The sequence below is a fragment of the Streptomyces spiramenti genome, from assembly GCF_012034385.1.
Lineage (GTDB): Bacteria > Actinomycetota > Actinomycetes > Streptomycetales > Streptomycetaceae > Streptomyces > Streptomyces spiramenti.
On sequence record NZ_JAAVJB010000065.1, the window covers coordinates 1 to 23,798 of the forward strand.

The following is a 23,798-nucleotide window of genomic DNA, read 5'->3' on the forward strand; positions in this document are numbered from 1 at the left end:
GGCCGGGCCCGCCCACCCGCGGGCCCACGGCCTTCCCGCCGCGGCCCGCGCCGCGCGCGACCAGGTGTCGCGCCGCCCGCCGCGTTGCCCCTGGTGAAACGCGGATGTCTTTCCGATAACGGAACCAGCGGCCCGTCATGGACTCCCTTGACACCCCGATGAGAACTGCCCAGTCTTCCCCTTGAAGTGGTCTACACCACTTGGTACCGAGCAGGCTGCCCGCCACCCGCGGTGGACGGGTGGCCACCCTGGGAGGGTGACCGTGAAGCGCAAGCTGATGGCAGCCGCGACCATGGCGGCGCTGACCGCCTCCGTCGCGGCCTGTGGCACCGGCGACGAGGGTTCCGACGACTCCCTCACCGTCTGGCTGATGACGGGTTCCGCTCCGGAGGAGTGGCTCGACGAGCTGAACGCGGCCTTCGAGGAGGAGCACGGCGTCGAGGTCAACGTCGAGCTGCAGGAGTGGAACGGCATCCAGGAGCGGGTGACCACCGCCCTCTCCGAGGACGGCACCGTCGACGTGCTGGAGGTCGGCAACACCCAGACGCCGGCGTTCGCCGCAACCTCCGGCCTGGCCGACCTCACCGACCTCAAGGACGAGCTGGGCTACGACGCCTGGTACGAGAGCACGCTGGCCACCGCCGAGTTCGACGGCAGCCTCTTCGCCGCCCCGTGGTACACCGCCAACCGCGCGGTGATCTACGACAAGGCGATGTGGGAGGAGGCCGGCGCCGAGGTCCCCACGACGCGCGACGAGTGGGTCGAGGCCCTCCGGCTCATCGAGGACAACACCGACTACGAGCCCATCTACATGCCGGGGCAGAACTTCTATGTCTTCGCCGGCTTCGTCTGGGACGAGGGCGGCGAGTTCGCCGTCGAGGGCGGCGACGGCTGGGTCGGCGCGCTGAACACCCCCGAGGTCGAGGCGGCGATGGAGTTCTACGCCGAGCTCCAGTCCCTCTCCCACTCCCCGACCGACAACGACGAGGCCACCCCCCAGCAGGCGACCGAGGTCATCCCGCAGGGCGAGGTCGCCACCTGGATCGGGCTGCCCTGGCAGGCCGAGGCCGCGCTCGACGCGCTCCAGGAGGCCGGCCGCGACGTCGAGTACGGCTACTTCCCGATCCCCGGCAAGACCGCCGACACCCTCGGCAGCGTCTTCCTCGGCGGCTCCAACCTGGCCGTCGCCGAGCGCGCCGGCAACAAGGACATGGCCGTCGAGTGGCTGAAGACGGCCACCTCCGCCGAGTGGATGGCCGAGTTCGCCGAGGCCACCCCGATGCTTCCCAACCAGGAGGCCGCACTCGGCGAGACCGAGGAGGGCTCCTTCCTTGAGGTCATGGGGGAGACCGCCGCGTACGGGGACTTCTTCCCCCTGATACCGGGGTGGGCCAACGTCGAGGTCGTGCCCAACCCCATCAAGGAAATGATGACCGCCGTTCTCGACGGCGAGGACCACGAGACCGCCGCCGGCACCGCCGACGCCGAACTCACCGAACGCATCAACCGCGACTGACCGCCGGCGACGGGTCGGCCGTGCCGACCGGTCCGTCGCCCGCCCGCCGCACGGCGGCCGGACCCGCCGCGGCCCCGAGCCAGACATCCCGAGGAAGACGCCGATGAGCGCCAAGACACCGGACGTGGCGGCAGCACCTGACCGCCAACGGGAGCAGGGGCGGGCACTGACCCGGCTCCTGCCCTACCTTCTGATCGCGCCGGCGGTGATCGCGCTCGGCCTCGTCCTGGGCGGCACGCTCTTCCGCAACGTGCTGATCTCCCTCCAGGAGTTCGGCCGCCGCCAGTTGATCTCCCGCACCACCGAGTGGGCCGGTCTCGACAACTACGTCGAGGTCCTGACCAACGACCGGTTCTGGTCGACCCTGGTGCGGACCTTCGTCTTCATGGCCGCCAACGTCGTGCTGATCATGGTCATCGGCACGCTCTGCGGCCTGCTGCTCCTGCGCCTGGGCAAGCGGATGCGGCTGGTGCTGTCGATCTCCCTGGTGCTCGCCTGGGCCATGCCCATCATCCCGAGCACCACCGTCTTCCGGTGGATCTTCGACACCCAGTTCGGTCTGGTCAACTGGTTGATGCGCACGCTCGGGTTCTCCGGCTACGACCAGCACAACTGGTTCGACTCCGGACTCTCCACCCTCACCATCGCCACGCTGCTGATCGTCTGGACCTCGGTCCCCTTCGTCGCGCTCAACCTCTACGCCGGACTCACCACCGTCAGCGGTGAGATCTACGAGGCGGCGCGCATGGACGGCGCCAGCGCCTGGCGGATCTTCTGGTCGATCGTGCTGCCGATCATGAAGCCCTTCTTCCTGATCACCACGTTCCTGGAGATCATCTGGGTCTTCAAGGCGTTCGCCCAGATCTACGCCCTCAACGGCGGCGGGCCCAACCGCGCCTCCGAGACTCTGCCCGTCATGGCCTACGTCGCGGGCATGGGCCAGCAGCAGTACGGCATCGCCGCCGCGATCTCGGTGGTCACCCTGCTGATCCTGGTCGTCGCGATGTCCTTCTACTTCCGCCTGATCCTCAAGCAGGAGAAGGAGCAGTCATGACCCACGACAAGCTCACCGACCGGATCGGCGACGTCAACGTCGCGGGCCCCGGCGGCGCGCCCCCGGCCGGCGACCCCGTCCGCCAGACCGTCGCGGGCACCACCCGTACCGGCGGCGCCGGCGGCCACGCGGCAGCCGCCCGCGCCCTGCGCGCCAAGCGCTTCGGGCAGATCTGGCCCAACGTCGTGGCGCTCCTGCTCTCCGTCGTCTTCGTCTTCCCCGTGTACTGGATGCTCGCCAGCTCCTTCAAGGAGCGCGGCGACATCCTCACCAAGGACCCGGTCTTCTTCTTCGTCCCCACCCTGGAGAACTACTCCCGGGCCATGGGCGTCGACCTGTTCTGGACCTACGCGTTCAACAGCCTCGTCGTCACGCTGGGCGCCGTCGGCCTCGCACTGCTCGTGGCGCTCGCCGCAGGCTTCGCACTCGCCCGCATGCAGTTCCGCGGACGCCGCGCCATGGTGCTGGTGGTGATGATGGCCCAGATGGCGCCGTGGGAGGTCCTCATCATCGTGATGTACCTCAACGCGCGCGACCTGGAGATGCTCAACAGCATCTTCACCCTGATGCTCATCTACTTCGTGATGGCGCTGCCCTTCACGATCTGGACGCTGCGCGGCTTCATCGCGGCGGTCCCCAAGGAGCTGGAGGAGGCGGCCATGATCGACGGCTGCACCCGCACCCAGGCGTTCTTCCGGGTGATCTTCCCGCTCCTGGCACCCGGACTCATGGCCACCTCGATCTTCGGCTTCATCATGGCCTGGAACGAGTTCGCCATGGTGCTGGTCCTCAACAAGTCCCCGGAGGCGTCCACCCTCCCGCTGTGGCTGGCGTCCTTCCAGACGCAGTTCGGCAACGACTGGGGAGCGACGATGGCGGCGTCCACGCTCGTCACGCTCCCCGTGCTCATCCTGTTCCTGATCCTCCAGCGACGGGTAACCGGCGGCATGTCCGCCGGTGCCGTGAAGGGTTGATGCCCGCATGACCGCCGCGAACCCCTCGGACAGCCTCTCCCGTGACGCGCTGACCGTTCTCCAGCCCGCCTTCGACGGCACCGACGACGCCCCCGCCTGGCTGCTGCGCCTGCTGGAGGGCGGCATGTCCGGCGTCGGCCTCTTCGGCCGGAACGTCGTCTCCACCGAGCAGCTCACCCGCCTCAACGGCCAGTTGCTCGACGCGAACCCCGACGCCCTCGTCGCCGTGGACGAGGAGGGCGGTGACGTCACGCGGCTGGAGGTCGGAGACGGCTCCTCCTTCCCCGGCGCGCACGCCCTCGGCGCCGCCGACGACCCCGATCTCACCCGGGCCGTCGCCACCGAGATGGGCCGCCGGCTCGCCGCCTGCGGCGTCACCGTCAACTGGGCGCCCTCGGCAGACATCAACAGCAACCCGGCCAACCCCGTCATCGGCACCCGGTCCTTCGGCGACGACCCCGACCTGGTCGCCCGCCACACCGTCGCCTTCGTCGAGGGAATGCAGGCCGCCGGCGTCGCCGCCTGCGTGAAGCACTTCCCCGGACACGGCGACACCGATGTCGACTCCCACCTCGCGCTGCCGCGCATCGGCGTCGACCTCGACACCCTCCAGCGCCGCGAACTGGTGCCCTTCCGGGCCGCGGTCGCCGCCGGGACCCGCTGCGTCATGAGCGCCCATCTGCTGCTCCCCGCGCTCGACCCCGAACTGCCGGGCACGCTCAGCCCTGCCGTCCTCCACGGCCTGCTGCGCGCCCCCGTCGCCGAGGGCGGCCTCGGCTTCGACGGCCTCATCTACACCGACGGCATGGAGATGGAGGCCGTCGCCGCCACCCACGGCATCGCGGGCGGCAGCGTCATGGCCATCGCCGCCGGCGCCGACGCGATCTGCATCGGCGGCACCGCCTGGGACGAGGGGCAGGTCCTCGACCTGCGCGACGCCCTGGTGCGCGCCGTCCGCGAGGGCCGGCTCGCCGAGGAGCGGCTGCACGAGGCTGCCGAGCGCTGCCGCGAGCTGGGCCGTTGGACCGCCGCGGCCCGGACCGCGGCGGCACCCGCTCCGGACACCACCGCCGCGATCGGCCTCGACGCCGCCCGCCGCGCGCTCCGCGTCCACCCCGCCGGTGCCGACGCGCGGCTGCGCGGCGCGCCGCACGTCGCCTCACTGGTCCCCGGCACCAACATCGCCGTCGGTGCCGAGACCCCCTGGGGCCTCGCCGCCGAGCTGCGGGAGCGCCTCCCCGGAACCACCGAGAGCGTCCACCCGGCGCCCGAGGCCGACGCCGACCCGGCGGCGGTCGCGGCCGGCCACGTCACGGCGATCCTCGACGCCGCCGGCGAGCGGACCGTCGTCGCCGTCGTCCGCGGCGTCCACCGCTACCGCTGGATGAGCGACACCCTCGACGCGCTGGTCGTCGCACGTCCCGACACCGTCGTCGTCGAGATGGGCGTGCCGTTCGCCCCGCCGACCGGCGCTCTGCACCTCACCACCCACGGCGCCGCACGGGTCTGCGGGCGCGCCGCGGCCGAGGTCATCGCAGGCAGCCCCGCCTGACGCCCGCCCGGTGGGCGAGAGCCCACCGGGCCGCGACCGGCCCCCTCCCACCGCATCCCCGCCGTCGCGCGTCACCGCCCGGCCGCCTCCCTGGAGCCCCTCCCATGACCCTGACCCCCGGCACCCCCGGCGCGATCATGTCCGCCGAGATCGCCGAGCAGCCCGCCGCGCTGGAACGACTCCTCACCCGCGGCGCGCCGGCCATCGCCGCCACCGCCGCCGAGATCCGCGCCCGCCGTCCCCGGTTCGTGCTGCTGACCGCGCGCGGCACCTCGGACAACGCCGCGCTCTACGCCAAGTACCTGCTGGAGATCCGGCTCGGGCTGCCGTGCGGTCTGACCTCCATGTCGACCACCACCGCCTACGGTGCCGAGCCGGACCTCACCGACGTGCTGGTGATCACCGTCAGCCAGTCCGGCGGCTCGCCCGACCTGGTCGCCTCCGCCCGCGCCGCCCGCGCCGCGGGTGCGGTGACGCTGGCCGTCACCAACAACGCGGACTCACCGCTCGCCGCGGCCTGCGAGTACCACATCGACATCCTCGCCGGCCCCGAGAAGGCGCTGCCGGCGACCAAGACCTACACCTCCTCCCTCCTGGCGCTGTACCTCTTCGTGGCCGCGCTCGGCGGCGACGACGGCACCGAGGCGGCTGCCGGCCTGCCGGCACTGGCGGACGAGGTACTGGCCCGCCAGAACGAGGTGCGGGAGCTTGCCGGCCGCTACCGGTTCGCGGAGCGCATGGTGCTGACCAGCCGCGGCTACGGCTACCCCACCGCCAAGGAGGCGGCGCTGAAGCTGATGGAGACCAGCTACATCCCCGCCCTCTCCTACTCCGGCGCCGACCTGCTGCACGGCCCGCTGGCGATGGTGGACAACGTGTCACCGGTCATCGCGATCGTCACCGACGGCAAGGGCGGCAAGGCGCTCCAGCCCGTGCTGGACCGGCTGCTCGACCGCGGCGCCGATCTCGTCGTCATCGGTCCCCGCCGACAGGTGGACGCCGCCTCCGCCGGGTTCGTGCTCCCCGTCGACGGGCTCCCCGAGGAACTGCAGCCGGTGTTGGAGATCCTGCCGCTCCAACTGCTGGCCCACGAGGTCACCGTCGCCCGGGGCCAGGACCCCGACGCGCCGCGCTCGCTGGCGAAGGTCACCGAGACCCACTGACGCCGCCCGACCGTGCGGGCGTCCGCTGTCCGCACGGCCGAGCACCCGGTGTGTACGGGAGGCGAACGCGGGGGTGAGCCGGCCGGCGGGCGCCTCACGGGCCCCGGGGCGCGTGAGGCGCCCCTGCGGGACTCGGGGGAGCGACGCGTCCGGGCTCCCGCCCGGGGGTGACGGGGGCGGGCGCCGCGCGTGCGGGGCGCCGTCCGCGGGACCGCACCCACGGGCCGCGGCGCCAGTCAGGGACCCTCGGCCCTGCCGGCACCGCAGCCCGGAGCGATCCGGCCCGGGCGCCGTCAGGGCAGAGAGCGCCGGGCCCGGTTCTGCCCACCTGTGCGGGGCGGGCAGAAGTCGGAGGCAGTACCCGTCATTGTGGACTGGACCACTGGGCCGTGTCCATGCTCCGAAGGACTTCTCCGGTCCGAGGCCGCTCCGGAGCCCTGCCGCCGTCGGTTCTCGACGACGGCGAGCCCGTCACCGGGTCGCGTTTCGGCCACCGCCGGTAAGCTCGGTGCGTGCCCTCCATGAACGATCTCGTGCGCCAGCACACCGCGCTCGACGAGAGCGACCTCGACTGGCTCCACCTGCTGGTGTCCGAATGGCAGTTGCTGGCCGACCTCTCCTTCGCCGACCTCGTGCTCTGGCTGCCGACCGAGGACGGGACGCGCTACGTCTCCGTCGCCCAGATGCGCCCCAACACCGGCCCCACGTCGTACCAGAACGACATGGTCGGCCACCTGGTGCCGAGGGGACGCCGGCCGCTGCTGGACTCCGCCATCGACGAGGGCCGCATCGTCCGCGAGGGCGACCCCGAGTGGCGGGAGGAGGTGCCGGTCCGCGTCGAGGCTATCCCCGTGCGGCGCGAGACGAGGGTCCTCGGGGTGATCGCCCGCAACACCAACCTGCTGACGGTCCGCACCCCGAGCCGGTTGGAGCTGACGTACCTCCAGAGCGCCTCCGACCTGGCCCAGATGATCGCGGCGGGCAGTTTCCCGTTCCCCGGCCAGCAGGTAGGCATGGACCGGGCGCCACGCGTCGGGGACGGCTTCCTGCGCCTGGACGCCGAGGGGACGGTCCAGTACGCCAGCCCCAACGCGCTCTCCGCCTATCACCGGTTGGGGCTCGCCATGGACCTGGTCGGCCTCCCGTTGGGCCCCACGACGGCCCAACTCGCGCCCACGCGCGGTCCGGTGGACGAGTCGCTGGTGAAGCTGGCGAGCGGCTACGCGCCCCGCGAGACGGAGATCGACGGGGGCGACTGCGTCATCCAGCTCCGGGCCATCCCGCTCAAGCCGAAGGGCGAGCGCATCGGTTCGCTGATCCTGCTCCGGGACGTGACGGAGCTGCGGCGCCGGGAGCGGGAGCTGATCACCAAGGACGCCACCATCCGGGAGATCCACCACCGGGTGAAGAACAACCTCCAGACCGTCGCCGCGCTGCTGCGGCTCCAGGCGCGCCGGATCGCACCGGCGGCGGAGGGCGGCGCCCGCGAGGCGCTGGAGGAGGCCGTCCGCCGCGTCGGGTCCATCGCGATCGTCCACGAGACGCTCTCCCAGAACCTCGACGAGCGCGTCGAGTTCGACGAGATCACCGACCGGGTGTTCGGCATGATGGCCGAACTGTCCTCCGGGCGGGTGGCGATCCGCCGCACCGGCCGGTTCGGCATCCTCGACGCGGAGACGGCGACCCCGCTGTCGATGGTGATGACCGAGGTGCTGCAGAACGCCCTGGAGCACGCCTACGGGCCGGGCGAGACCGGCACGGTCGAGGTCTCGGCCTCCCGGACCGAGCCGGACCGGGTGCGCGGGCCGGGGCGGCTCCTGGTGACGGTCGAGGACGACGGCCGTGGTCTGCCCGAGGGGTTCGACCTCGCGGGCGCCTCCAGCCTCGGCCTGCAGATCGTGCGCACCCTGGTCGAGGGGGAGCTGGACGGCCGCTTCGACATGCTGCCGGCGCCGTCCGGGGGGACCCGGGCCGTCTTCGACCTGCCGTTGCAGGCCGTCAAGCGCTGACGGTCCGTGAGGATCACGGCCGCCGCCCGTGTGCGGATTGTCGCCGTCGCCGACCTTCCGTGACGGGTCGAGTTCTTCCCCGGAATCGCTGATTGCCCGTTCTTCGGAACAGTGTTCATAGCGTTGCTATTTGTCGCACCCGTACGCATGTCGGTTTCGGATAAAACGTAAGTGGCCGTGATGAGGCGACTACCGGAGTTTCGGGGGCGGAGCGACAATCCGACCGTTCGGACGGGCGCGCCAATGCGAGCGTCGCCGCGCGCCGGGTTCGCCGCCGCATCCGACCTGAACGCGTGACGCGGCGTCAACTCGACGTGACGGCACGGCGTGCGCGCGGGGACGCGGGTGCGGCTGCGCGGCCCGGGGAACGCCGAAGCCCCGGACCGCAGGGCGTGCGGTCCGGGGCCGGTGGCGTGACATGGGTCCCGGTGGTGGCCGGTGACCGTCGTCCAGTCCTGGGTGGTACGAACAGCGCGGACGCTGCGTGCTGCGGCTCGGGGCAGCGGGGGGCGTTCGGCGGGGGGCCGACAGCGTCAGGCGTTGGCCTTGCGGGCCCGGTTGCGGGCGGCGCGGCGCTTCATCGCGCGGCGCTCGTCCTCGCTCAGCCCGCCCCAGACGCCGGAGTCCTGGCCGGACTCAAGCGCCCACTGAAGGCACTGCTCCATGACGGGGCACCGCCGGCAGACACCCTTGGCTTCCTCGATCTGCAGCAGCGCAGGACCGGTGTTGCCGATGGGGAAGAAGAGCTCGGGGTCTTCCTCGCGGCAAACGGCGTTGTGACGCCAGTCCATGTCTGCTCCATCTCCTGCGGGTTGCAGTAAGGTTGCTTGTGAATGTGAACGCTTTCACGAATCCCCTCGGAGAGCAAGAAGATCTGGAAGATCTGTCTCCGGGAGGTTTCGTGTCGTTCCCCACACTCGGGCGGGGAATCAGGGCGAATCGGTCTGACATGAGGCCGGTGTGTCGGCTGTCGCGATCGCCATGTAGAGGTTCGCAAACCTCGACGGTTGATACAACCCCTTCTGGAAAGTTTTTTTTGAATCCTTGGTGTCGGTTAGCTCACAGCCCTACTTCTCCTGGGTGGGGACTGGTCTAAACGTTCGACTGAAAGGACTTTCCGGGGATCGACTCACACAATCACACGCAGTGCATGGGGTACGCCTGTGAAGTCCACACTGGTTCGCAGTCCCAGGTGGTCACCGTCCAGCTGAAAGGGCAATGGCACCTGCGAATGCAAGGTGAACTCGCTCACGTCGTGCAGCGAGGCCACGTGCTTCCCGTGCGGACCCCGTTCCGGGGTCGAACGCAGCAGCTGGGTGCCGTAGCGGGTGACCGCGGCGGAGGAGAGCTTGGACAGCGCCAGCACGTCGAGCGCGGTGTCGAAAGAGGTGCCCGGCACCGCGTACACCGGTTTGTTGCCGAGGTACGTCCACGGGGCGGTGTTGCAGACTATGGACACCACCAGTTCCTCGATCGGTGCCCGACCGGGCCGGGTGAGGGTGATGGTGCCGTGCGAACGCCGCGGGTCCTGCACGAAGTGGCTGAGCACCTGCCGCATGTAGAGCGCGTGCGTCGAACGCTTGCCGCGTTCCCGCTCCCGCTCGACCCGACCGATGACGCCGGCGTCGAACCCCAGTCCCGCGCAGAACGTGAACCAGCGTCCGGGGACCTCGGCGTCCTCACTGCCCGGGGTACCGCCCGCGTGACCGAGGCCGATCGTCCGCTCGCTGCCGGCGGCCAGCGCCGACAGCAGGGCCCCGGTCGCCTCCACGGCGTCGTTGGGCAGTCCGAGCGCCCGGGCGAAGACATTGGTCGAACCACCGGGAACGACCGCGAGCCGCGGCAGCGCCGCGACGTCGGGGCCGTGGCTCAGCAGCCCGTTGACGACCTCGTTGACGGTGCCGTCGCCCCCGAGGGCGATGACGAGGTCGGCCGTCCCCTCCTCGACCGCCCGCCGTGCGAGCATCCGGGCGTGGCCGCGGTGCTCGGTGGTGGCGACCTCCAACTTCAGGTCGTTGGCCAGCGCGTGGCCGATGACGTCGAGGGTCCGCGCGCTGGTGGTGGTGGCTGCCGGGTTGACCACGAGGAGTGCGCGCATGAGGTGCAGCGTACCCACCGGCGGGGCCCGGCGGGCCGGACGGGGCCGCACGGCCGCGCCTGCCGCTACCCTGGCCGGGTGAGCGAGAAGCCAATGTCCGCAGCCCGCACCCCCGGCGCCGGGAACTCGGCCGGCCGCCCCGCGCCGGCGACCGGTGAGGCCACCGCGGCGAACCCGCCCGCGGGTGACCGCCCCGCCAGGATCAGCCTGGCCGCCGCCCTCAGCGGCCTCCAGGGCGTGGCCATCGCGGGGTGGGGCGCGATCATGCTGCTTCTCACCTTCACCGGTGAACCGGACGGCCTGGTGCAGTCGCTGACGGGCTCCGTCACCGTGATCCTGCTCGCCGTGCTGCCGCTCGCCGCCGGCCACGGCCTGTGGCGGCTGCGTCGGTGGAGCCGCGGCCCGGCCGTGCTCACGCAGATGCTGGCGCTCCCCGCCGCCTGGTACATGGTGCAGACCGGTGGGGGCTGGCTGGTCGCCGCGGTGCCGCTGGCCGTCACCGCGGTGGTGATCCTCGGCTGCCTGATGTCGCCCGCCGCGGCGGAGGCCCTCGGCGTCACGCCGCCCGGTGGGGCCGCGGCCGACGGCCCCGGGGGCACGTCCGCCCCCGGACGCTCCGCCTGAGCGGTCCGCTCTGCCGAGCGCGGCCCACCCCGCCGCCCGGCGGCCCGACAGCGCGGAACGCCGCCGGGGCCCGGTAGGGCTCCGACGGCGTCCTCGACGTACGCGACCCGCGCAGCGGCGCGATCACTCCTCCACGAGCAGGCGCTCCCGCAGCTGTGCGAGGGTGCGTGCCAGCAGCCGGGAGACGTGCATCTGGGAGATGCCGACCTCCTGCGCGATCTGCGACTGGGTCATGTTGCCGAAGAACCGCAGCAGCAGGATCTTCTTCTCGCGCGGCGGCAGTTCCTCCAGCAGTGGCTTCAGCGACTCGCGGTACTCCACGCCCTCCAGCGCGTCGTCCTCCGCCCCGAGGGTGTCCGCGACCGCCGGCGACTCGTCGTCGGTGTCGGGGACGTCGAGCGAGAGGGTCGAGTAGGCGTTTGCCGACTCCAGCCCCTCCAGCACGTCCTCCTCGGAGATGCTCAGCCGCTGTGCGAGCTCGTGCACGGTCGGCGCACGGCCGTGCTGCTGCGAGAGTTCGGCCGTCGCCGTCGAGAGCGACAGCCGCAGCTCCTGGAGCCGCCGCGGCACGCGCACCGCCCAGCCCTTGTCGCGGAAGTGCCGCTTGATCTCGCCGACCACGGTGGGGGTCGCGTAGGTGGAGAACTCGACCCCGCGCTCCGGGTCGAAGCGGTCCACCGACTTGATGAGACCGATGGTGGCGACCTGGGTGAGGTCGTCCAGCGGCTCGCCGCGGTTGCGGAACCGCCGCGCCAGGTGCTCCACCAGCGGCAGGTGCATCCGGACCAGGCTGTTGCGCAGCTCGGCGTAGTCGGCACCGCCCGGCGGCAGCTTGCGCAGCTCGACGAAGAGGTCCCGCGCCGCGCCCCGGTCCTGGGGCCCGGGGACGGCACGGCGCAGCGGTGCCTGCTCCGGCAGGGCGGCGGTCGTGGCGACGACGTGCTCCGCCGCGCCCTCCTGCGGCAGGGCCGCGGGTTCTGCGTTGGTCACTTCGACCCCCTCGTCCGGTGACGCTCCGGAAGTTCCGGTCACGGCGCTCCGGGCGCCGCGCCGCGCTTCTTGTGCAGGCTGATGCTCACGGTCCGGTCGTCGGCGACGGAGGACTCCACCTCGCCCGCCAGCGCGGTCAGCACCGTCCATGCGAAGGTGTCGCGCTCGGGTGCGTTGCCCTCCGTGGTCGGCGCGGAGACGGTGACCCGCAGCGAGTCGCCGACGAGAGTGAAGACGCACGCCAGGGTCGATCCGGGCGCCGCCTGCTGGAGCAGGATCGCGCACGCCTCGTCGACCGCGATGCGCAGGTCCTCGATCTCGTCGAGGGTGAAGTCCAGGCGTGCGGCGAGGCCGGCCGTGGCCGTGCGCAGCACCGACAGATACGCCCCGGCCGCGGGCAGCCGGACCTCGACGAAGTCCTGCGCTCCGGGCTCACCTGGAATCTCGGACACCCTCACCTCCATGGGTGGCTCACACACGAGCGGTGCGGGCGTCCTGGGTTGACGCCCGTCGTTGCGTCGGGCCCCGCCCGGGGGCGGGGCCCGACCGCGACCGCGCCGCCCGCCGGGCGGCGCGCTCGCGCTATCACAGATGGTAGTCCATGGAGTGCGGGCGACCGCCGGGAGCCGATGATCAAATACCACTGGCGGGCGTGGAGTTGTCCAGGTCAGGCGCGCGGGGGTCGTCGGGCCTCCCCGTCACCACCGCCGCGAGTACGGTGCCGTGCCCGAAGGCGCCGCGACGGGTCAGCTCCACCAGGGCGTGGAGCAGCTTCGCGACGTACTGGTGCTCGACGGGAACCCCGTGCCGATCGGCGAAATCCGCTGCGAACGCCAGCAGCTCGGGCGGGGTCCGTCCGTAGCCGCCGTGCTCGAACCCCTCCGCCAGTTCCCACCGGCCCCGCCGCCCGCCGAACGCCGCGTCCTGCAGCCGCCGTACGGCGTCGCCGAGGGCGGCGCCCCGCACCACCGGCACCCCCAGTGCGCGCTGCTCGGGGCCCAGCCCCGCGGCGAGGCCGGCCAGGGTGCCCGCCGTGCCGCAGGCCAGCGCCACGACGTCGGGGCGGGGGTGCGCGGCGGCGAGTTCCCGGCCCAGTTCGGCGCACTCCCGGACGGCGAGGGGGTCGCTGCCGCCCTCGGGCACCAGCCGTGCGGGACCGAACCGCTCCCGCACGGCGCGCGCGAAGGCGGTGTCGTGCCGGGTGCGGTACTCGGAGCGGGAGACGAAGTGCAGCCGCATCCCGTCGGCCGCGCAGCGTGCCAGGGACGGGTTGAGCGGGCGCCGGGCCAGCTCGTCCCCCCGGACGAGACCGACGGTGCGCAGCGAGAGGAGGTCGCCCGCCGCGGCGACCGCCCGCAGGTGGTTGGAGTAGGCGCCGCCGACCGTCACGAGGGTGCCGGTGCCGTCGGCCGCCATCGCGCGCAGGTGCGGGGTGAGCTTGCGCCACTTGTTGCCGATGACCCGGGGGTGGATGAGGTCGTCGCGCTTGAGCAGCAGCCGTACGCCGTATGCGGTGAACCGGTCGTCATGGACCTCGTGCAGCGGGGAGGGCAGCCTGGCAGGGCCGAGGGTGGCGAGGGGATCGGGTCCCCGCGGCGAAGTGGTCACGCCCTCAATTGTGCGACCCGGGGGCGGGAGGAAGGTGGCCGGGCGGCTTCCCTCCGGATCACAGCGAGAAGCCGTCCAACCAGGAGCCGCCGCCCCCGCCGCCGCCTTGGGGGAGGGCCCCGCCGCTCCCGCCGCCGCTCGGCGACGGTCCGCCCGCGGCGCCGCCACCACTTCCTCCGCCGGTCGTGCCGCCACCGCCGCCGGGGCCGGCCGCCGTGGAGAGGTGGCCGGCCGCGTTCAGGGTGTCGCCCACCGCGTCGGCGCGCCGGGAGCCGGGTCGCGTCCGCTCCTCGCCGCCTGCGGGGGCGGAGGGCGGGGTACGGCGCCCGGGGAGCAGCCGCAGGAGGACCGTGAGGAAGAGCCGCACCGGCCCGGTCCGCGGCTGCGCCCCGCCGGCGTCCCGGCCCGCGGCGGCGTCGCGCGCGTCGCGGTCGTCCCTGTCGGCGGCGGGTCGATCGTCCATGGGGTGCGGCTCCTTCTGGGGTGGGCGGTGTGCCGGTCACCAGGGTCGCCCTCTCCGGCCGAACCCGCCCCGCCTCGGGCTGCTTTGTTGCGGCGCTGTTGCTCCCGCAGGACGAGCGCCGGACGGCGGCGGCGGTCCGGTGTCGGTCCGATAACGAGAACCGAAGCCCAGCGCACACCCGTTGACGACCAGATAGGTCTAGGCCAAGCTCGGCTCTGGTCTACACCACTAGCGGGCCCGGAGCGGTCCCGGCTCCCGCGTGCCCGGACCGCCGCGTCGACGAGTCTCCGACGGCCCGGGCGGTGGCGCGGCGGCACCTTGTCGAGGAGGACGAATGAATCGCAAGCTCATGGCGGCCATCGGCGCTGTGACCCTGCTGGGCGTCACGGCGTGCGGGTCCGACAGCGGCGGCGGCGGGAGCGCCGTGGCCGCGGAGGACCGGGACGAGACCCTCACCGTCTGGCTGATGGGGGAGGCCGACTCCACCTGGCCCGAACTGGTCACCGAGGTCAACGACAAGTTCGCCGAGACCTACCCCGGGGTCACCGTCAACGTGCAGTACCAGCAGTGGGGCGACAAGACCACCAAGCTCGACGCGGCCCTGGGCGGCAGCGAGTTCCCCGACGTCGTGGAGCTCGGCAACACCGAGACCATGACCTACATCCTCAACGGCGTCCTCGCCGAGATCGACCCGGAGCAGTACGACAACTCCGACACCTGGATCGGCGGGCTGGTCGACACCTGTTCGTTCGAGGGCGCCATGTACTGCGTCCCCTACTACGCGGGCTCCCGGGTCGCCGTGTACAACGCCGACATGTTCGAGGCGGCCACCGGTTCCGCGGAGTTCCCGCAGACCGAGGACGAGCTGCTGGAGGCGATGACCGCGCTGGACGAGGAGTTCGGCGAGGGCCAGGCCTACTCCCCGATGTACCTCGCCGGGCGCAACTGGCACGCGGCCATGTCCTACGTGGTCGGCCACGGCGGCCAGATCGCCGAGTTCGACGAGGACTCCGGCGAGTGGAGCGGCACCCTCTCCACCCCCGAGGCGCAGGCCGGTATCCAGCACTACATCGACCTGGTCAAGGAGTGGAACCGCGGCGACCAGACCAAGGACGAGGAGGACCACGCCCTCGCCATGGCCCAGGAGCGGGCGGCCCTCATCTACGGCAACGGCTGGGAGGCCGGAGTCGTCGTGCACGGCGCCGAGGGCAACCCCGACCTGGAGGGCACCATCCAGGTCGCGGGGATGCCCGGCCCGAACGGCGAGCCGCTGCCGTCGTTCATCGGCGGTTCCGACCTCGCCATCGTCGAGAAGTCCGACGTCCAGGACCTGGCCGCCGAGTGGATCGCGATGTTCACCTCGGAGGAGTCCATGGAGGTGCTGGTCGGCAAGGACACGCTGCCGAACAACACCAAGCAGCTGGAGCCGCTGAAGGAGAACCCGACCACCGCGCCGATGGCCAACGCCGTCCCCGACGCCTGGTTCACCCCCATCGCCCCGGGCTGGTCCGCGGTCGAGCAGCAGAGCGTCCTGCCGAACATGCTGCTGGAGGTGTTGCGCGGCACCCCCGTCGAGGAGGCCACCGCCACCGCCGACGCCGCGATCGACGACCTGATCAACAACGAGGCCTGACCGACGCCCTCGCCCGTCACCATCGCCCGCCGGCGGCACCGCGACCGCAGCTGCGGCCTCGCGGTCCCGCCGGCGCGCGCCGGGAGACCCGGACCCTACGGACGACACGAAGGACCCGCCCCAGATGAGCGTCCCCACCCTCGACCGGCCGCCCGCCGCCGGCGGCGAACCCCAGGAGCCCGACGGGCCCGACGGCCCCGCCGCGCCGGCGGCCGGAACGCCGGGCCAGGGCCGCGGCCACCGCGGCGGCATGCTGCCCTATCTGCTGGTGCTGCCCGGCCTGCTGGCCATCGCGGCCGTCTACTTCTACCCGCTCTACCGCACCCTGGTGATGTCCTTCCAGGACTACCGCCGGCGCCATCTGTGGACCGGGGACACTCCGGACTGGGTCGGGTTCGAGCAGTTCACCAACGTGCTCACGGACGCCCACTTCTGGGCGGTGGCCACCCGTACCGTCGTCTTCATGGTCGTGTGCGTGACGCTGACCGTCGGCGGCGGGCTGCTGATCGCGCTCATCATGCAGCGGATGTCCCTCGTGGTCCGGCTCATGGTCACCGCGGCGCTGGTGACGGCGTGGGCGATGCCCATCGTCGTGGCCACCTCGGTCTTCCGGTGGCTGACCGACTCCGAGTACGGCATCGTCAACATCCTGCTGAGCAAGCTCCCGGGCGTCGACTTCCGCGGCCACAACTGGTTCATGGAGACCTGGCAGGGCTTCGCGGTGGTGGCGGCCGTCGTCGTCTGGGGAGCCGTGCCCTTCGTCGCCGTCACCCTCTACGCGGCGCTCACCCAGGTTCCCAAGGAGCTGGAGGAGGCCGCGCACCTCGACGGCGCGGGAGGCCGCCAGGTGTTCCGGCACGTCGTCTTCCCCGTCATCAAGCCGGTGTTCGTGCTGGTGACCACCTTGTCGGTGATCTGGGACTTCAACGTCTTCCTCCAGATCTTCCTGATGCGCGGCAACAACGTGGAGCCGCAGTACGAACTGCTCGGCATCTACTCCTACAACCTCGCCTTCCAGAGCCAGTCCTTCAGCCAGGGCACCGCCGTGGCGCTGATCACCGTGCTGCTCCTCGCGGGCGTCGCCGTCTACTACCTGCGCCAGATGATGAAACGAGGCGAGGTCGAATGAGCTCCCCGGCCACCACCCTGCGCCGCCTGACCGGTGGCTCCGCGCCCGCCACCACGCCGGACGGAACGCAGACCCTGCGGCCGGACCGCAAGAAGCCGACCCGCTGGTACAACCTCGGCGGCCTGCTGGTCTTCGTGGTGATGGCGTTCCCCGTCTACTGGATGCTGGTCAGCGCCTTCCGGCCCGGCCGGGAGATCCGCTCCTACGACCAGACGCTGTGGCCCTCCTCGTTCACCCTGGAGGGGTTCCAGTCCGCGATCAACAGCAACTTCTTCTGGACCTCGGTCCGTACCAGCCTCATCGTCACCACCGTCACGGTGGTCGCGGCGATGCTGCTGGCGCTGCTGACCGCCTTCGCGATCGGACGGTTCCGGTTCTACGGCCGCAAGCCGCTGCTGATCGTCCTGGTCCTGGTGCAGCTGCTGCCGCCGCTGGCCATGCTGATCCCGCTCTACCTCCAGCTCAACCGGATGGGCGGTCTCAACCAGTACTGGGCGCTGATCGTCGTCTACACCGTCTCGGCGCTGCCGTTCGCGGTGTGGATGCTGCGCGGGTTCATCATCAACATCCCCAGGGAGCTGGAGGAGTCGGCGATGGTGGACGGCTGCACCCGCATGGGCGCGTTCTGGCGCGTGGTGTTCCCGCTGATCGGTCCCGGGATCGCCGCCACTTCGGTGTTCTCCCTGGTCAACACCTGGAACGAGTACCTGCTGGCGTACGTGGTGATGCAGGACAACGAACGGTGGACGCTCCCCGTGTGGCTGATGAGCATGACCACGCAGCGGGGGACCAACTTCGGTTCACTGATGGCGGCCTCGGTGCTGATCGCGCTGCCGGTGGTGATCTTCTTCATGATCGTCCAGCGGAAGATGGCGTCCGGCCTCACCTCGGGCGCGGTCAAGGGCTGACGCGCCGGGGCCGGACCCCGCAGCCGCACCCGAACGGGCCCACCGCCGCCGGCGGTGGGCCCGTTCCGGTGTGCGTCCCCGTGCGCAGCCGTCAGGACCAGCCGCGCGCCGTCACCCCGGGACGGCCGCTCAACACCGCCTCCAGGAGCCGGTCGGCTGAGAAGACCACATCCGAGGGCAGGTCCCCGGTGGGCATCCACCGCGCTTCGGAGTGCTTGGCCGGCTCCCGGTTGACCAGTTCCCCGGACCAGCGTTCGGTCACGAACACCACGGTGAGGAAGCCGCCCGGGGCCTGGGCCCCCCGCGCGCCGTGCACGACGTGCCCCAGCCGCAGATCGGCCGGGTCGACGACCAGCCCCGTCTCCTCGTGCAGTTCCCGGACCGCCGCGGCCGGCACGGCCTCGCCGGGGTCGCACTTGCCGACCGGCACGTCCCACAGCCCCCGCCCGAACGTGGCGCGCGGTCCGCGGCGGAGCATCACCACCCGGTCCGCGGCCGTGTCGTGGACGACGACCGCCGCGGCCAGCAGCGTCATCGAGCCGACGGCCGCGGCGGTCGCGGTGGCGGCCGGGGCGGGGAGAGCGCCACCGCGGCGCAGCAGGGCGAACCGGGTGCCCTCCGGGTCCCGCAGCTCGGCCCGGTCGGCGTCGGCCGCCGCGTCGCCGGTGGCACCGAGGTGCCGGGCGCGGGCGGCGGTGGCGGGGACGTCGTCCACCGTGAACTCCGGTACCACCGCGCCGTCACCGGCCGACCCGCCGGGACCGACCGGCCGCAGGAGCAGGGCCGGTACCGAGCCGGGCGGGGCGAGGGCGACACCGCCGCCGGGCGCGGCCGTCGGTTCGCCGCCGAGCAGCGCGGCCCAGAAACGGGCGACGCGGGACGGGTCGGCGCACGCGATCGACAGGCGGGCGGCGGGCTCGGCGGGCGAGGGTGGGGGGACCGCGGGCGGGGCGGTGCCGGCGGGCCCGTCAGGCGTCGGGGTGCTCATGGCAGGGACCCTAGGCGGTCCCCGCAGCGTGCCGCGACGGCGTTTCGCACCCCGACCCGGCGTGCGGGCAGCCCGCCACCGGCGTCAGCGCCGGCGTGGCGGCGTCGACAGGGTGAGCGTCGCCACGCCCACCGCGACCGCGAGCAGCACCCCGGTGGAGATCGCCCTGGCGGTGCTGCCGCCGTCGGACAATGCGACCAGGAACGCGGCGCCGGCCCCCGCGCAGGCAGCCGTCACGACGGCCCGCGGCACGCGCGGCAGCACCGGCAGTCGCCGACCCACCGCGAGCGCCACGACGGCGGCGACCACCCCCGCCACCACCCCCACGGTGAGTGCGCGGGCCGAGGACGCGCCGGCGCCGTGGTCGAGCAGCCCGCAGGCCAGACCGTAGAGCGCGCCCAGCAGCACCGCCCCGGTCCTCGTTCCCACCAGCGGGCGGCGTGGTGCCGCGTGCTGTCCCATCGACGGCTCCCTCCGGGCGGATGCTCCCCACCGCACCCCGGCCCGGCGGTTCCGGCAACCGCTCGGCCCCGGTCCTGGGCCGAACGGCCGAACCACGTCACACCGCCGCCGCGCCCCCGCCCCCGACCCGCTTCGCACTGCACCGCGGTCCGGGGGCGACTACGTTGGCAGAAGGGGTCGCCACGGCGCCCGGCAGGGCGCCGGAGAGGCTGGGAGCGAACCATGAAGTACATGATTGCCCTGATGGGCACCCAGGGGGACTGGGACGCGATGCGCGGTGGCCGGGACGACCGGGGACGCTCCTGGTCCCGAGGGGACATGCGCGCGATGGTCGACCACATGGACGGGATCGACGCCGAACTGCGCAGCCGCGGCGAACTGGTGGAGGGCCAGGGGCTGGAGGGCCCGTCGGCCACCCGAACGGTCCGGCTGCGGGACGGCAGGCGCGAGGTGGCGGACGGGCCGGTGAACGGCGGCCGTGAGGCGCTCGCCGGCTACTGGATCGTGGACTGCGCCTCGGAGGACCGGGCGCTGGAGATCGCGGCGCTCGCCTCCGCGTGCCCGGGACCCGGTGGTACGCCGGGGGGAGACCCGGTGGAGGTGCGTCCGGTGATGGAGGAGCCGCCGGGGGAGTAGCCGGCGGAACGGTCGGCGCGGGAACGCGTCGGTGGGGCCGGGTGCGGCTCCCACCGGCGCGGCCCGTCAGCCGCCTCCGACCAGGTGGATGTCGAGGTCGGTGCGGCCCGGCAACAGGTCGGTGCGGAGGGCGCGTGTGCCCTGGTAGTCGCCGTCGCGCAGCCGCCGGTAGCGTCGCGGCTGCTCGGTGTCCACCGCTTCCAGCCGGGCGCGCAGCCGCTCGACCTCCCGCTCGACCCCGGCCGCGCCCAGGGTGTCGGCGTCGTGCACCACGTGCAGGTCGAGGGTGTCGATGCCGACGTACCAGAGCACGCCGTGGGTGACCGGGAAGAGCAGGGACTCCAGGTCGCCGCTGATGCCGCGAGGACCGATGGAGCGCGCGTCCTCGCCGGCGGTCACCACGACCAGGGCGCGGCGGCCGGCCAGCGGCCCGTCGCCGTAGCGGCGGGGCACCCCCAGCTCGGCGTCCATGTCGCCGAAGGCGAAGCCGCTGGTCAGCACCCGGTCGAACCAGCCCTTGAGGATCGCGGGCGGGCCGTACCACCACAACGGGAACTGCAGCACGAGGAGCTCGGCCGCGGCGAGCTTGGCCTGCTCCTCGCGGACCTCGGCGGGCAACTGCCCCCGCTCGTAGGCCGTGCCCGCCTGTTCCGCGAAGTTCCCGGGCGTCCCGGCGAGGTCGCCGAGGTCGGTGGCGCGGCTGACGGGGTCGAATCCCTGGGTGTAGAGGTCGGAGGTCGTCACCCGGTACCGGGAGGAGAGGGCGTGCGTCCCCTCGCGGAAGAGGCGGTCGTTGAAGGAGCCCCGGCGGGGGTGCGCGTGCACCCACAGGGCGGTGTCGGGTGTCGACGGATGTGTGATCACCGTGGGGTCCGTTCTTGTCCGGTCGGGTGGGTCAGGTCGGAGGGGCCTGCCGGGTCCGCCGTGGCGACGGCCGCCACGACGCGCGCCAGCGCCGCCGCCGCCCGGTCGGCGCCGATCTCGCCGGCGAGGGCGCCGCGGGCCAGGGCGTCGCCGGCACCGACGATCGAGAGCAGGCCCGCGGGGTCCATCGGGCCCGCGAGGGGCTCCAGCGCCGCGCGGCACATCTCCAGGTAGGCGTCCTCCGCCTCTTGGCGCACCGCGCTGAGCGTCGGGGAGCCGGCGAGGGCGGCGACGACGTCGGCGAGCTCCCGCCCCTCGGCGATGCAGCAGTCGATGTACGCGGCGGCGACGACGCCCGCCACCGCCGCGAGCTCGGGTGCGGTGTCGTCGAGCACCCGGGCGAGCGTCTCGCGCCGGCGCTCCTCGAACTCGCGGTACAGCTCGGCGAGCACCCCCGAGCGGTCCCCGAAGTGGTCGTAGACCAGCGGCTTGGTGACCCCGGCCCGTTCGGCGAGCCGGCCGAGGGTGAACTCGTCGGTCCCCTCGTCCCGGATGAGGGCGCGGGCCGCGTCCAGCAGTTGGGCGCGGCGTTGCTGCTTCGTCAGGCGTCGGCGCGGGGGCGCCGCGGTGCGGTCGTTCATGCCGACTCCCAGGTTGGCTACTTCCAGTAACTTACCATTGGTAGCTCACTGGGTGGGTCGGCCCGCGTCCACGGCCCCGCCCGTCCCGGGCCCCGGTCGCCGGAGCGCGCACAGCCCCGGCGCGCCGGCGCCGGGGCTGTGGGGGAGCGGCACAGGGCCGCACGGGGTCAGTTGAAGTCGATGCTCTCGATGACGATGTCCTCGACCGGCTTGTCGCCCGGCTCGGTCGCCGTGCCGGCGATGGCGTCCACCACCGCCTGGCTGTCGGCGTCCGTCACCTCGCCGAAGATGGTGTGCATCCCGGTGAGGTGGGGGGTGGGCTCGACGGTGATGAAGAACTGCGAGCCGTTGGTGTTCGGTCCCGAGTTGGCCATGGCCAGCAGGTAGGGACGGTCGAACGCGAGGTCGTCGGAGAACTCGTCCTCGAACTGGTACCCGGGGCCGCCCATGCCGGTGCCCTCCGGGTCGCCGCCCTGGATCATGAAGCCGTCGATCACCCGGTGGAAGATGACGTCCTCGTACAGCGGGGCGTCGCCCTCCTGCCCGTCCCAGTTCTTCGAGCCGTCGGCGAGGCCGAGGAAGTTGTCCACCGTGCGCGGTGCCTCCTCGGGGAAGAGTTCCACCGTGACGGGGCCCTCGCTGGTGTTGATGACCGCCTCGGTGGCGAGGTCGGCCGGGTCGACCGGCTCCTCCTCCGTCTCCTGGGGCGTCTCGCCGTCGCCGTCGTCGGCGCCCTCCTCGGTGCTGGTGCCGGCGTCGTCCGAGGAGTCCGAGTCGGAGGAGCCGCAGGCGGTCAGCAGGCCGAGGCAGAGGGGGACGGCGACCGCGGCGGTCACCAGGGAGTGGCGGGAGGAGAACACGTGGCGGGCCTTCCGGGTGGGCGACTGGGGGCCGCGCCCATCATGCCGTACCGCTCCGCGTGGCAGCAGGCCGGCGCGGTGTCCCGGTGCCGCGCCCGGGGCTCACTCCGTCGGGCGCGGCTCCGCGCCGCCGCGCTCCCGGCGCTTGCGGGCCCGGTAGGCGGCCACGTTGGCGCGGGTCGCGCACCGCTCGGAGCAGTACCGCCGCGAGGTGTTGGTGGAGGTGTCGACAAACGCGTTGCGGCACGGCGTCGCGGAGCAGACGCCGAGCCGGTCGATGCCCCCGTCGGTGAGCCGCACCGCGAGGCCCATGCAGGCGATCGCCGCGTAGGCCGCGGTGGCGTTGGTGGAGTGCTCCGCCAGGTGGAGGTGCCACCGGGGGCGGCCCTCGTCGTCCAGGAAGTCGTGGCCGGAGATCTGCGGGCTCGCCGGGTACTCCAGCAGCAGCGCGTTCAGCAGGTCCACCGCGCGCCGCTCGTCCCCCTCGCCGGCCGCGGTGAAGACGGCCCGCAGTCGGGAGCGGACGCCGCGCAGCCGGGCGATGTCCGCCTCGTTGGCCCGCCGCGCCGCCCTCGCGCTCTCGCCGAACAGTTCGCGCACCGCGTCGACCGAGGTCAGCGAGTCGGAGCCCCGCTCGGGCTCCTCGCTGTTCACCAGTCGCACGGCGAACGAGGAGTAAGAGATCAGTTCCACCTGTGTCCTCACCGCAGCCGCTCCGGGGTCTGCACTGTACTAGTAAGGATCGACCAGATATCTGACTATTACCGACCCCGGTGGGGTCGGTGTCGTACGGTGGCACGAGCAGGGGCGATCGGAAGGAGCCGAAGTGGCGGACTGGACGGCATGGCAGAACACCTGGGACAGGCAGCAGGAGTGGTACCTGCCGGACCGTGAGGAACGTCTACGCGTCATGCTCGACAGCGTGGCCGCCCTGACCGGCGAAGCGCCGCTGGTCCTCGACCTGGCCTGTGGCACCGGCACCATCACCTCGCGCGTCCTGGCGCGCTTCCCCGACGCCCGTACCACCGGCATCGACATGGACCCGGCACTGCTCACCATCGCCCGCGGCAGCCACCAGGGCGAGCACCGCGCGACATGGGTCGCCGGGGACCTGCGCACGTCGGAGTGGCCGGCGCTCCTCCCGCACGCCACGTACGACGCCGTCCTCACCTCCACCGCGCTGCACTGGCTCCAGGCCGGTCCGCTGCGCGACCTCTACCGCACCCTGGCCGGCGTGGTCCGCCCCGGCGGCGTCCTCGTCAACGCCGACCACATGCCCGACGACACCACGCCCGCCATCAACGAGGCCGTCGACGCGTTCGACCGCGAGCGGCGCGAGAAGGCCGCGGCGGGCGGCAGCGAGGACTGGATCGGCTGGTGGCAGCGGGCTGCCGAGGCCCCTGAACTGGCCGAGGCCGTCGCGCAACGGTTCGAGACCATCGGCAACCCGATCGACGGCGACCACTCCGACGGCGAGGCGCAGTCCGCGGAGTGGCACGCGCTCGCCCTGCGGGACGCCGGGTTCTCCGAGGCCCGTGCCATCTGGGCCTCGCCCACCGACGGCATGGTGCTCGGCCTGCGCTGACCGCGCCCGGCGGCGCCCGCCGACCGCGCGAGCGGTCGGCG

The 23,798-nt window shown here is 72.7% G+C and carries 24 protein-coding genes; 12 read left to right on the forward strand and 12 right to left on the reverse strand.

Translation table 11 applies throughout. The annotated features are described in order from the left end of the window. The first annotated feature begins 256 nt into the window (after nt 1-256). The 6 genes from HCJ92_RS10560 (at nt 257) to HCJ92_RS10585 (ending at nt 8,268) form a co-directional block, all read left to right on the forward strand. The gene (locus HCJ92_RS10560; protein WP_338054112.1) at nt 257-1,516 is read left to right on the forward strand and encodes an extracellular solute-binding protein; all 1,260 of its coding nucleotides are present in this window, start codon (nt 257-259) and stop codon (nt 1,514-1,516) included. Nucleotides 1,517-1,619: 103 nt separating this feature from the next. Further along, entirely contained in the window at nt 1,620-2,570 is a 951-nt protein-coding gene (locus HCJ92_RS10565) for a carbohydrate ABC transporter permease (RefSeq protein ID WP_167933237.1), read from the forward strand. A gap of 146 nt (nt 2,571-2,716) precedes the next feature. Further along, nucleotides 2,717-3,544 (forward strand): carbohydrate ABC transporter permease, encoded by an 828-nt coding sequence (locus HCJ92_RS10570; RefSeq protein ID WP_167933253.1) that lies wholly within the window; start codon nt 2,717-2,719, stop codon nt 3,542-3,544. Between the two features lie 7 nt (nt 3,545-3,551). Continuing rightward, a complete protein-coding gene (locus tag HCJ92_RS10575) occupies nt 3,552-5,096 on the forward strand; it encodes a glycoside hydrolase family 3 protein (RefSeq protein WP_167933238.1) in 1,545 nt (514 codons plus the stop codon). Between the two features lie 104 nt (nt 5,097-5,200). Then, the gene (locus HCJ92_RS10580; RefSeq protein ID WP_167933239.1) at nt 5,201-6,259 is read left to right on the forward strand and encodes an SIS domain-containing protein; all 1,059 of its coding nucleotides are present in this window, start codon (nt 5,201-5,203) and stop codon (nt 6,257-6,259) included. A 521-nt stretch (nt 6,260-6,780) separates the two neighbouring features. Next, nucleotides 6,781-8,268: a PAS domain-containing sensor histidine kinase gene (locus HCJ92_RS10585; RefSeq protein ID WP_167933254.1), complete on the forward strand. Its 1,488-nt coding sequence runs from the start codon at nt 6,781-6,783 to the stop codon at nt 8,266-8,268. Nucleotides 8,269-8,801: 533 nt separating this feature from the next. On the opposite strand, the gene HCJ92_RS10590 is transcribed toward HCJ92_RS10585, so the two are convergent. Both HCJ92_RS10590 and HCJ92_RS10595 read right to left on the reverse strand, forming a co-directional pair. Beyond that, nucleotides 8,802-9,059: a WhiB family transcriptional regulator gene (locus HCJ92_RS10590; protein ID WP_167933240.1), complete on the reverse strand. Its 258-nt coding sequence runs from the start codon at nt 9,057-9,059 to the stop codon at nt 8,802-8,804. Nucleotides 9,060-9,397: 338 nt separating this feature from the next. Then, entirely contained in the window at nt 9,398-10,366 is a 969-nt protein-coding gene (locus HCJ92_RS10595; RefSeq protein ID WP_167933241.1) for a diacylglycerol/lipid kinase family protein, read from the reverse strand. A gap of 78 nt (nt 10,367-10,444) precedes the next feature. Here HCJ92_RS10595 and HCJ92_RS10600 point away from each other — a divergent pair, with 78 nt between their 5' ends. Then, on the forward strand, nt 10,445-10,990 hold the full coding sequence (locus HCJ92_RS10600; RefSeq protein ID WP_338054113.1) for a hypothetical protein: 546 nt from the start codon (nt 10,445-10,447) through the stop codon (nt 10,988-10,990). A gap of 123 nt (nt 10,991-11,113) precedes the next feature. Here the strand turns inward: HCJ92_RS10600 and HCJ92_RS10605 are convergent, their stop codons facing one another. From HCJ92_RS10605 to HCJ92_RS10620, 4 genes are all read right to left on the reverse strand, one after another. Beyond that, nucleotides 11,114-12,130, reverse strand: a complete 1,017-nt coding sequence (locus tag HCJ92_RS10605; protein WP_245240762.1) for an RNA polymerase sigma factor SigF — start codon at nt 12,128-12,130, stop codon at nt 11,114-11,116. Next, nucleotides 12,019-12,432, reverse strand: coding sequence for an ATP-binding protein (locus tag HCJ92_RS10610; RefSeq protein WP_167933243.1), 414 nt, complete (start codon nt 12,430-12,432; stop codon nt 12,019-12,021). Before HCJ92_RS10610 ends, HCJ92_RS10605 begins: the two co-directional genes overlap by 112 nt. Before the next feature lie 181 nt (nt 12,433-12,613). Further along, a complete protein-coding gene (locus HCJ92_RS10615) occupies nt 12,614-13,588 on the reverse strand; it encodes a 1-aminocyclopropane-1-carboxylate deaminase/D-cysteine desulfhydrase (protein ID WP_338054114.1) in 975 nt (324 codons plus the stop codon). Nucleotides 13,589-13,646: 58 nt separating this feature from the next. Continuing rightward, nucleotides 13,647-14,051 carry a hypothetical protein gene (locus tag HCJ92_RS10620; RefSeq protein WP_167933244.1) on the reverse strand — a complete coding sequence of 135 codons (405 nt, stop codon included), beginning with the start codon at nt 14,049-14,051 and terminating at the stop codon, nt 13,647-13,649. A gap of 334 nt (nt 14,052-14,385) precedes the next feature. Between HCJ92_RS10620 and HCJ92_RS10625 the strand changes: the two genes are divergently transcribed. The 3 genes from HCJ92_RS10625 (at nt 14,386) to HCJ92_RS10635 (ending at nt 17,721) form a co-directional block, all read left to right on the forward strand. Then, complete coding sequence (locus tag HCJ92_RS10625) at nt 14,386-15,684, forward strand: extracellular solute-binding protein (protein ID WP_167933245.1); 1,299 nt, start codon at nt 14,386-14,388, stop codon at nt 15,682-15,684. Nucleotides 15,685-15,808: 124 nt separating this feature from the next. After that, the gene (locus HCJ92_RS10630; RefSeq protein ID WP_167933246.1) at nt 15,809-16,813 is read left to right on the forward strand and encodes a carbohydrate ABC transporter permease; all 1,005 of its coding nucleotides are present in this window, start codon (nt 15,809-15,811) and stop codon (nt 16,811-16,813) included. Beyond that, on the forward strand, nt 16,810-17,721 hold the full coding sequence (locus HCJ92_RS10635; protein ID WP_167933247.1) for a carbohydrate ABC transporter permease: 912 nt from the start codon (nt 16,810-16,812) through the stop codon (nt 17,719-17,721). Before HCJ92_RS10630 ends, HCJ92_RS10635 begins: the two co-directional genes overlap by 4 nt. Before the next feature lie 91 nt (nt 17,722-17,812). Here HCJ92_RS10635 and HCJ92_RS10640 read toward each other — a convergent pair whose 3' ends face one another. Together HCJ92_RS10640 and HCJ92_RS10645 are read right to left on the reverse strand one after the other, a co-directional pair. Then, nucleotides 17,813-18,709 carry an NUDIX domain-containing protein gene (locus HCJ92_RS10640; RefSeq protein WP_167933248.1) on the reverse strand — a complete coding sequence of 299 codons (897 nt, stop codon included), beginning with the start codon at nt 18,707-18,709 and terminating at the stop codon, nt 17,813-17,815. An 84-nt stretch (nt 18,710-18,793) separates the two neighbouring features. Then, a complete protein-coding gene (locus HCJ92_RS10645; protein WP_167933249.1) occupies nt 18,794-19,171 on the reverse strand; it encodes a hypothetical protein in 378 nt (125 codons plus the stop codon). 222 nt (nt 19,172-19,393) lie between these two features. Here HCJ92_RS10645 and HCJ92_RS10650 point away from each other — a divergent pair, with 222 nt between their 5' ends. Further along, nucleotides 19,394-19,807, forward strand: coding sequence for a YciI family protein (locus HCJ92_RS10650; RefSeq protein ID WP_245240763.1), 414 nt, complete (start codon nt 19,394-19,396; stop codon nt 19,805-19,807). 66 nt (nt 19,808-19,873) lie between these two features. Here the strand turns inward: HCJ92_RS10650 and HCJ92_RS10655 are convergent, their stop codons facing one another. From HCJ92_RS10655 to HCJ92_RS10670, 4 genes are all read right to left on the reverse strand, one after another. Then, nucleotides 19,874-20,671, reverse strand: a complete 798-nt coding sequence (locus HCJ92_RS10655) for an NAD(P)H-dependent oxidoreductase (protein ID WP_167933250.1) — start codon at nt 20,669-20,671, stop codon at nt 19,874-19,876. After that, nucleotides 20,668-21,312 carry a TetR/AcrR family transcriptional regulator gene (locus tag HCJ92_RS10660; protein WP_209310959.1) on the reverse strand — a complete coding sequence of 215 codons (645 nt, stop codon included), beginning with the start codon at nt 21,310-21,312 and terminating at the stop codon, nt 20,668-20,670. Before HCJ92_RS10660 ends, HCJ92_RS10655 begins: the two co-directional genes overlap by 4 nt. 167 nt (nt 21,313-21,479) lie before the next feature. Beyond that, the gene (locus HCJ92_RS10665; RefSeq protein ID WP_338054116.1) at nt 21,480-21,962 is read right to left on the reverse strand and encodes a peptidylprolyl isomerase; all 483 of its coding nucleotides are present in this window, start codon (nt 21,960-21,962) and stop codon (nt 21,480-21,482) included. A gap of 312 nt (nt 21,963-22,274) precedes the next feature. After that, complete coding sequence (locus tag HCJ92_RS10670) at nt 22,275-22,865, reverse strand: ABATE domain-containing protein (RefSeq protein WP_167933251.1); 591 nt, start codon at nt 22,863-22,865, stop codon at nt 22,275-22,277. A 133-nt stretch (nt 22,866-22,998) separates the two neighbouring features. On the opposite strand from HCJ92_RS10670, the gene HCJ92_RS10675 reads away from it, so the two are divergent. Then, the gene (locus tag HCJ92_RS10675; protein ID WP_338054115.1) at nt 22,999-23,757 is read left to right on the forward strand and encodes a class I SAM-dependent methyltransferase; all 759 of its coding nucleotides are present in this window, start codon (nt 22,999-23,001) and stop codon (nt 23,755-23,757) included. Nucleotides 23,758-23,798 lie beyond the last annotated feature (41 nt).

Excerpts from the sequence above, each read along its gene's own strand:
- HCJ92_RS10625 (WP_167933245.1), top strand. The coding sequence starts at position 14,386 with ATGAATCGCAAGCTCATGGCGGCCATCGGCGCTGTGACCCTGCTGGGC.
- HCJ92_RS10575 (WP_167933238.1), top strand. The coding sequence starts at position 3,552 with ATGACCGCCGCGAACCCCTCGGACAGCCTCTCCCGTGACGCGCTGACC.
- HCJ92_RS10580 (WP_167933239.1), top strand. The coding sequence starts at position 5,201 with ATGACCCTGACCCCCGGCACCCCCGGCGCGATCATGTCCGCCGAGATC.
- HCJ92_RS10645 (WP_167933249.1), bottom strand. The coding sequence starts at position 19,171 with ATGGGACAGCACGCGGCACCACGCCGCCCGCTGGTGGGAACGAGGACC.
- HCJ92_RS10630 (WP_167933246.1), top strand. The coding sequence starts at position 15,809 with ATGAGCGTCCCCACCCTCGACCGGCCGCCCGCCGCCGGCGGCGAACCC.
- HCJ92_RS10585 (WP_167933254.1), top strand. The coding sequence starts at position 6,781 with ATGAACGATCTCGTGCGCCAGCACACCGCGCTCGACGAGAGCGACCTC.
- HCJ92_RS10650 (WP_245240763.1), top strand. The coding sequence starts at position 19,394 with ATGAAGTACATGATTGCCCTGATGGGCACCCAGGGGGACTGGGACGCG.
- HCJ92_RS10640 (WP_167933248.1), bottom strand. The coding sequence starts at position 18,709 with ATGAGCACCCCGACGCCTGACGGGCCCGCCGGCACCGCCCCGCCCGCG.
- HCJ92_RS10635 (WP_167933247.1), top strand. The coding sequence starts at position 16,810 with ATGAGCTCCCCGGCCACCACCCTGCGCCGCCTGACCGGTGGCTCCGCG.
- HCJ92_RS10620 (WP_167933244.1), bottom strand. The coding sequence starts at position 14,051 with ATGGACGATCGACCCGCCGCCGACAGGGACGACCGCGACGCGCGCGAC.
- HCJ92_RS10595 (WP_167933241.1), bottom strand. The coding sequence starts at position 10,366 with ATGCGCGCACTCCTCGTGGTCAACCCGGCAGCCACCACCACCAGCGCG.
- HCJ92_RS10660 (WP_209310959.1), bottom strand. The coding sequence starts at position 21,312 with ATGAACGACCGCACCGCGGCGCCCCCGCGCCGACGCCTGACGAAGCAG.
- HCJ92_RS10565 (WP_167933237.1), top strand. The coding sequence starts at position 1,620 with ATGAGCGCCAAGACACCGGACGTGGCGGCAGCACCTGACCGCCAACGG.
- HCJ92_RS10605 (WP_245240762.1), bottom strand. The coding sequence starts at position 12,130 with ATGGACGGTGCTGACCGCGCTGGCGGGCGAGGTGGAGTCCTCCGTCGC.
- HCJ92_RS10590 (WP_167933240.1), bottom strand. The coding sequence starts at position 9,059 with ATGGACTGGCGTCACAACGCCGTTTGCCGCGAGGAAGACCCCGAGCTC.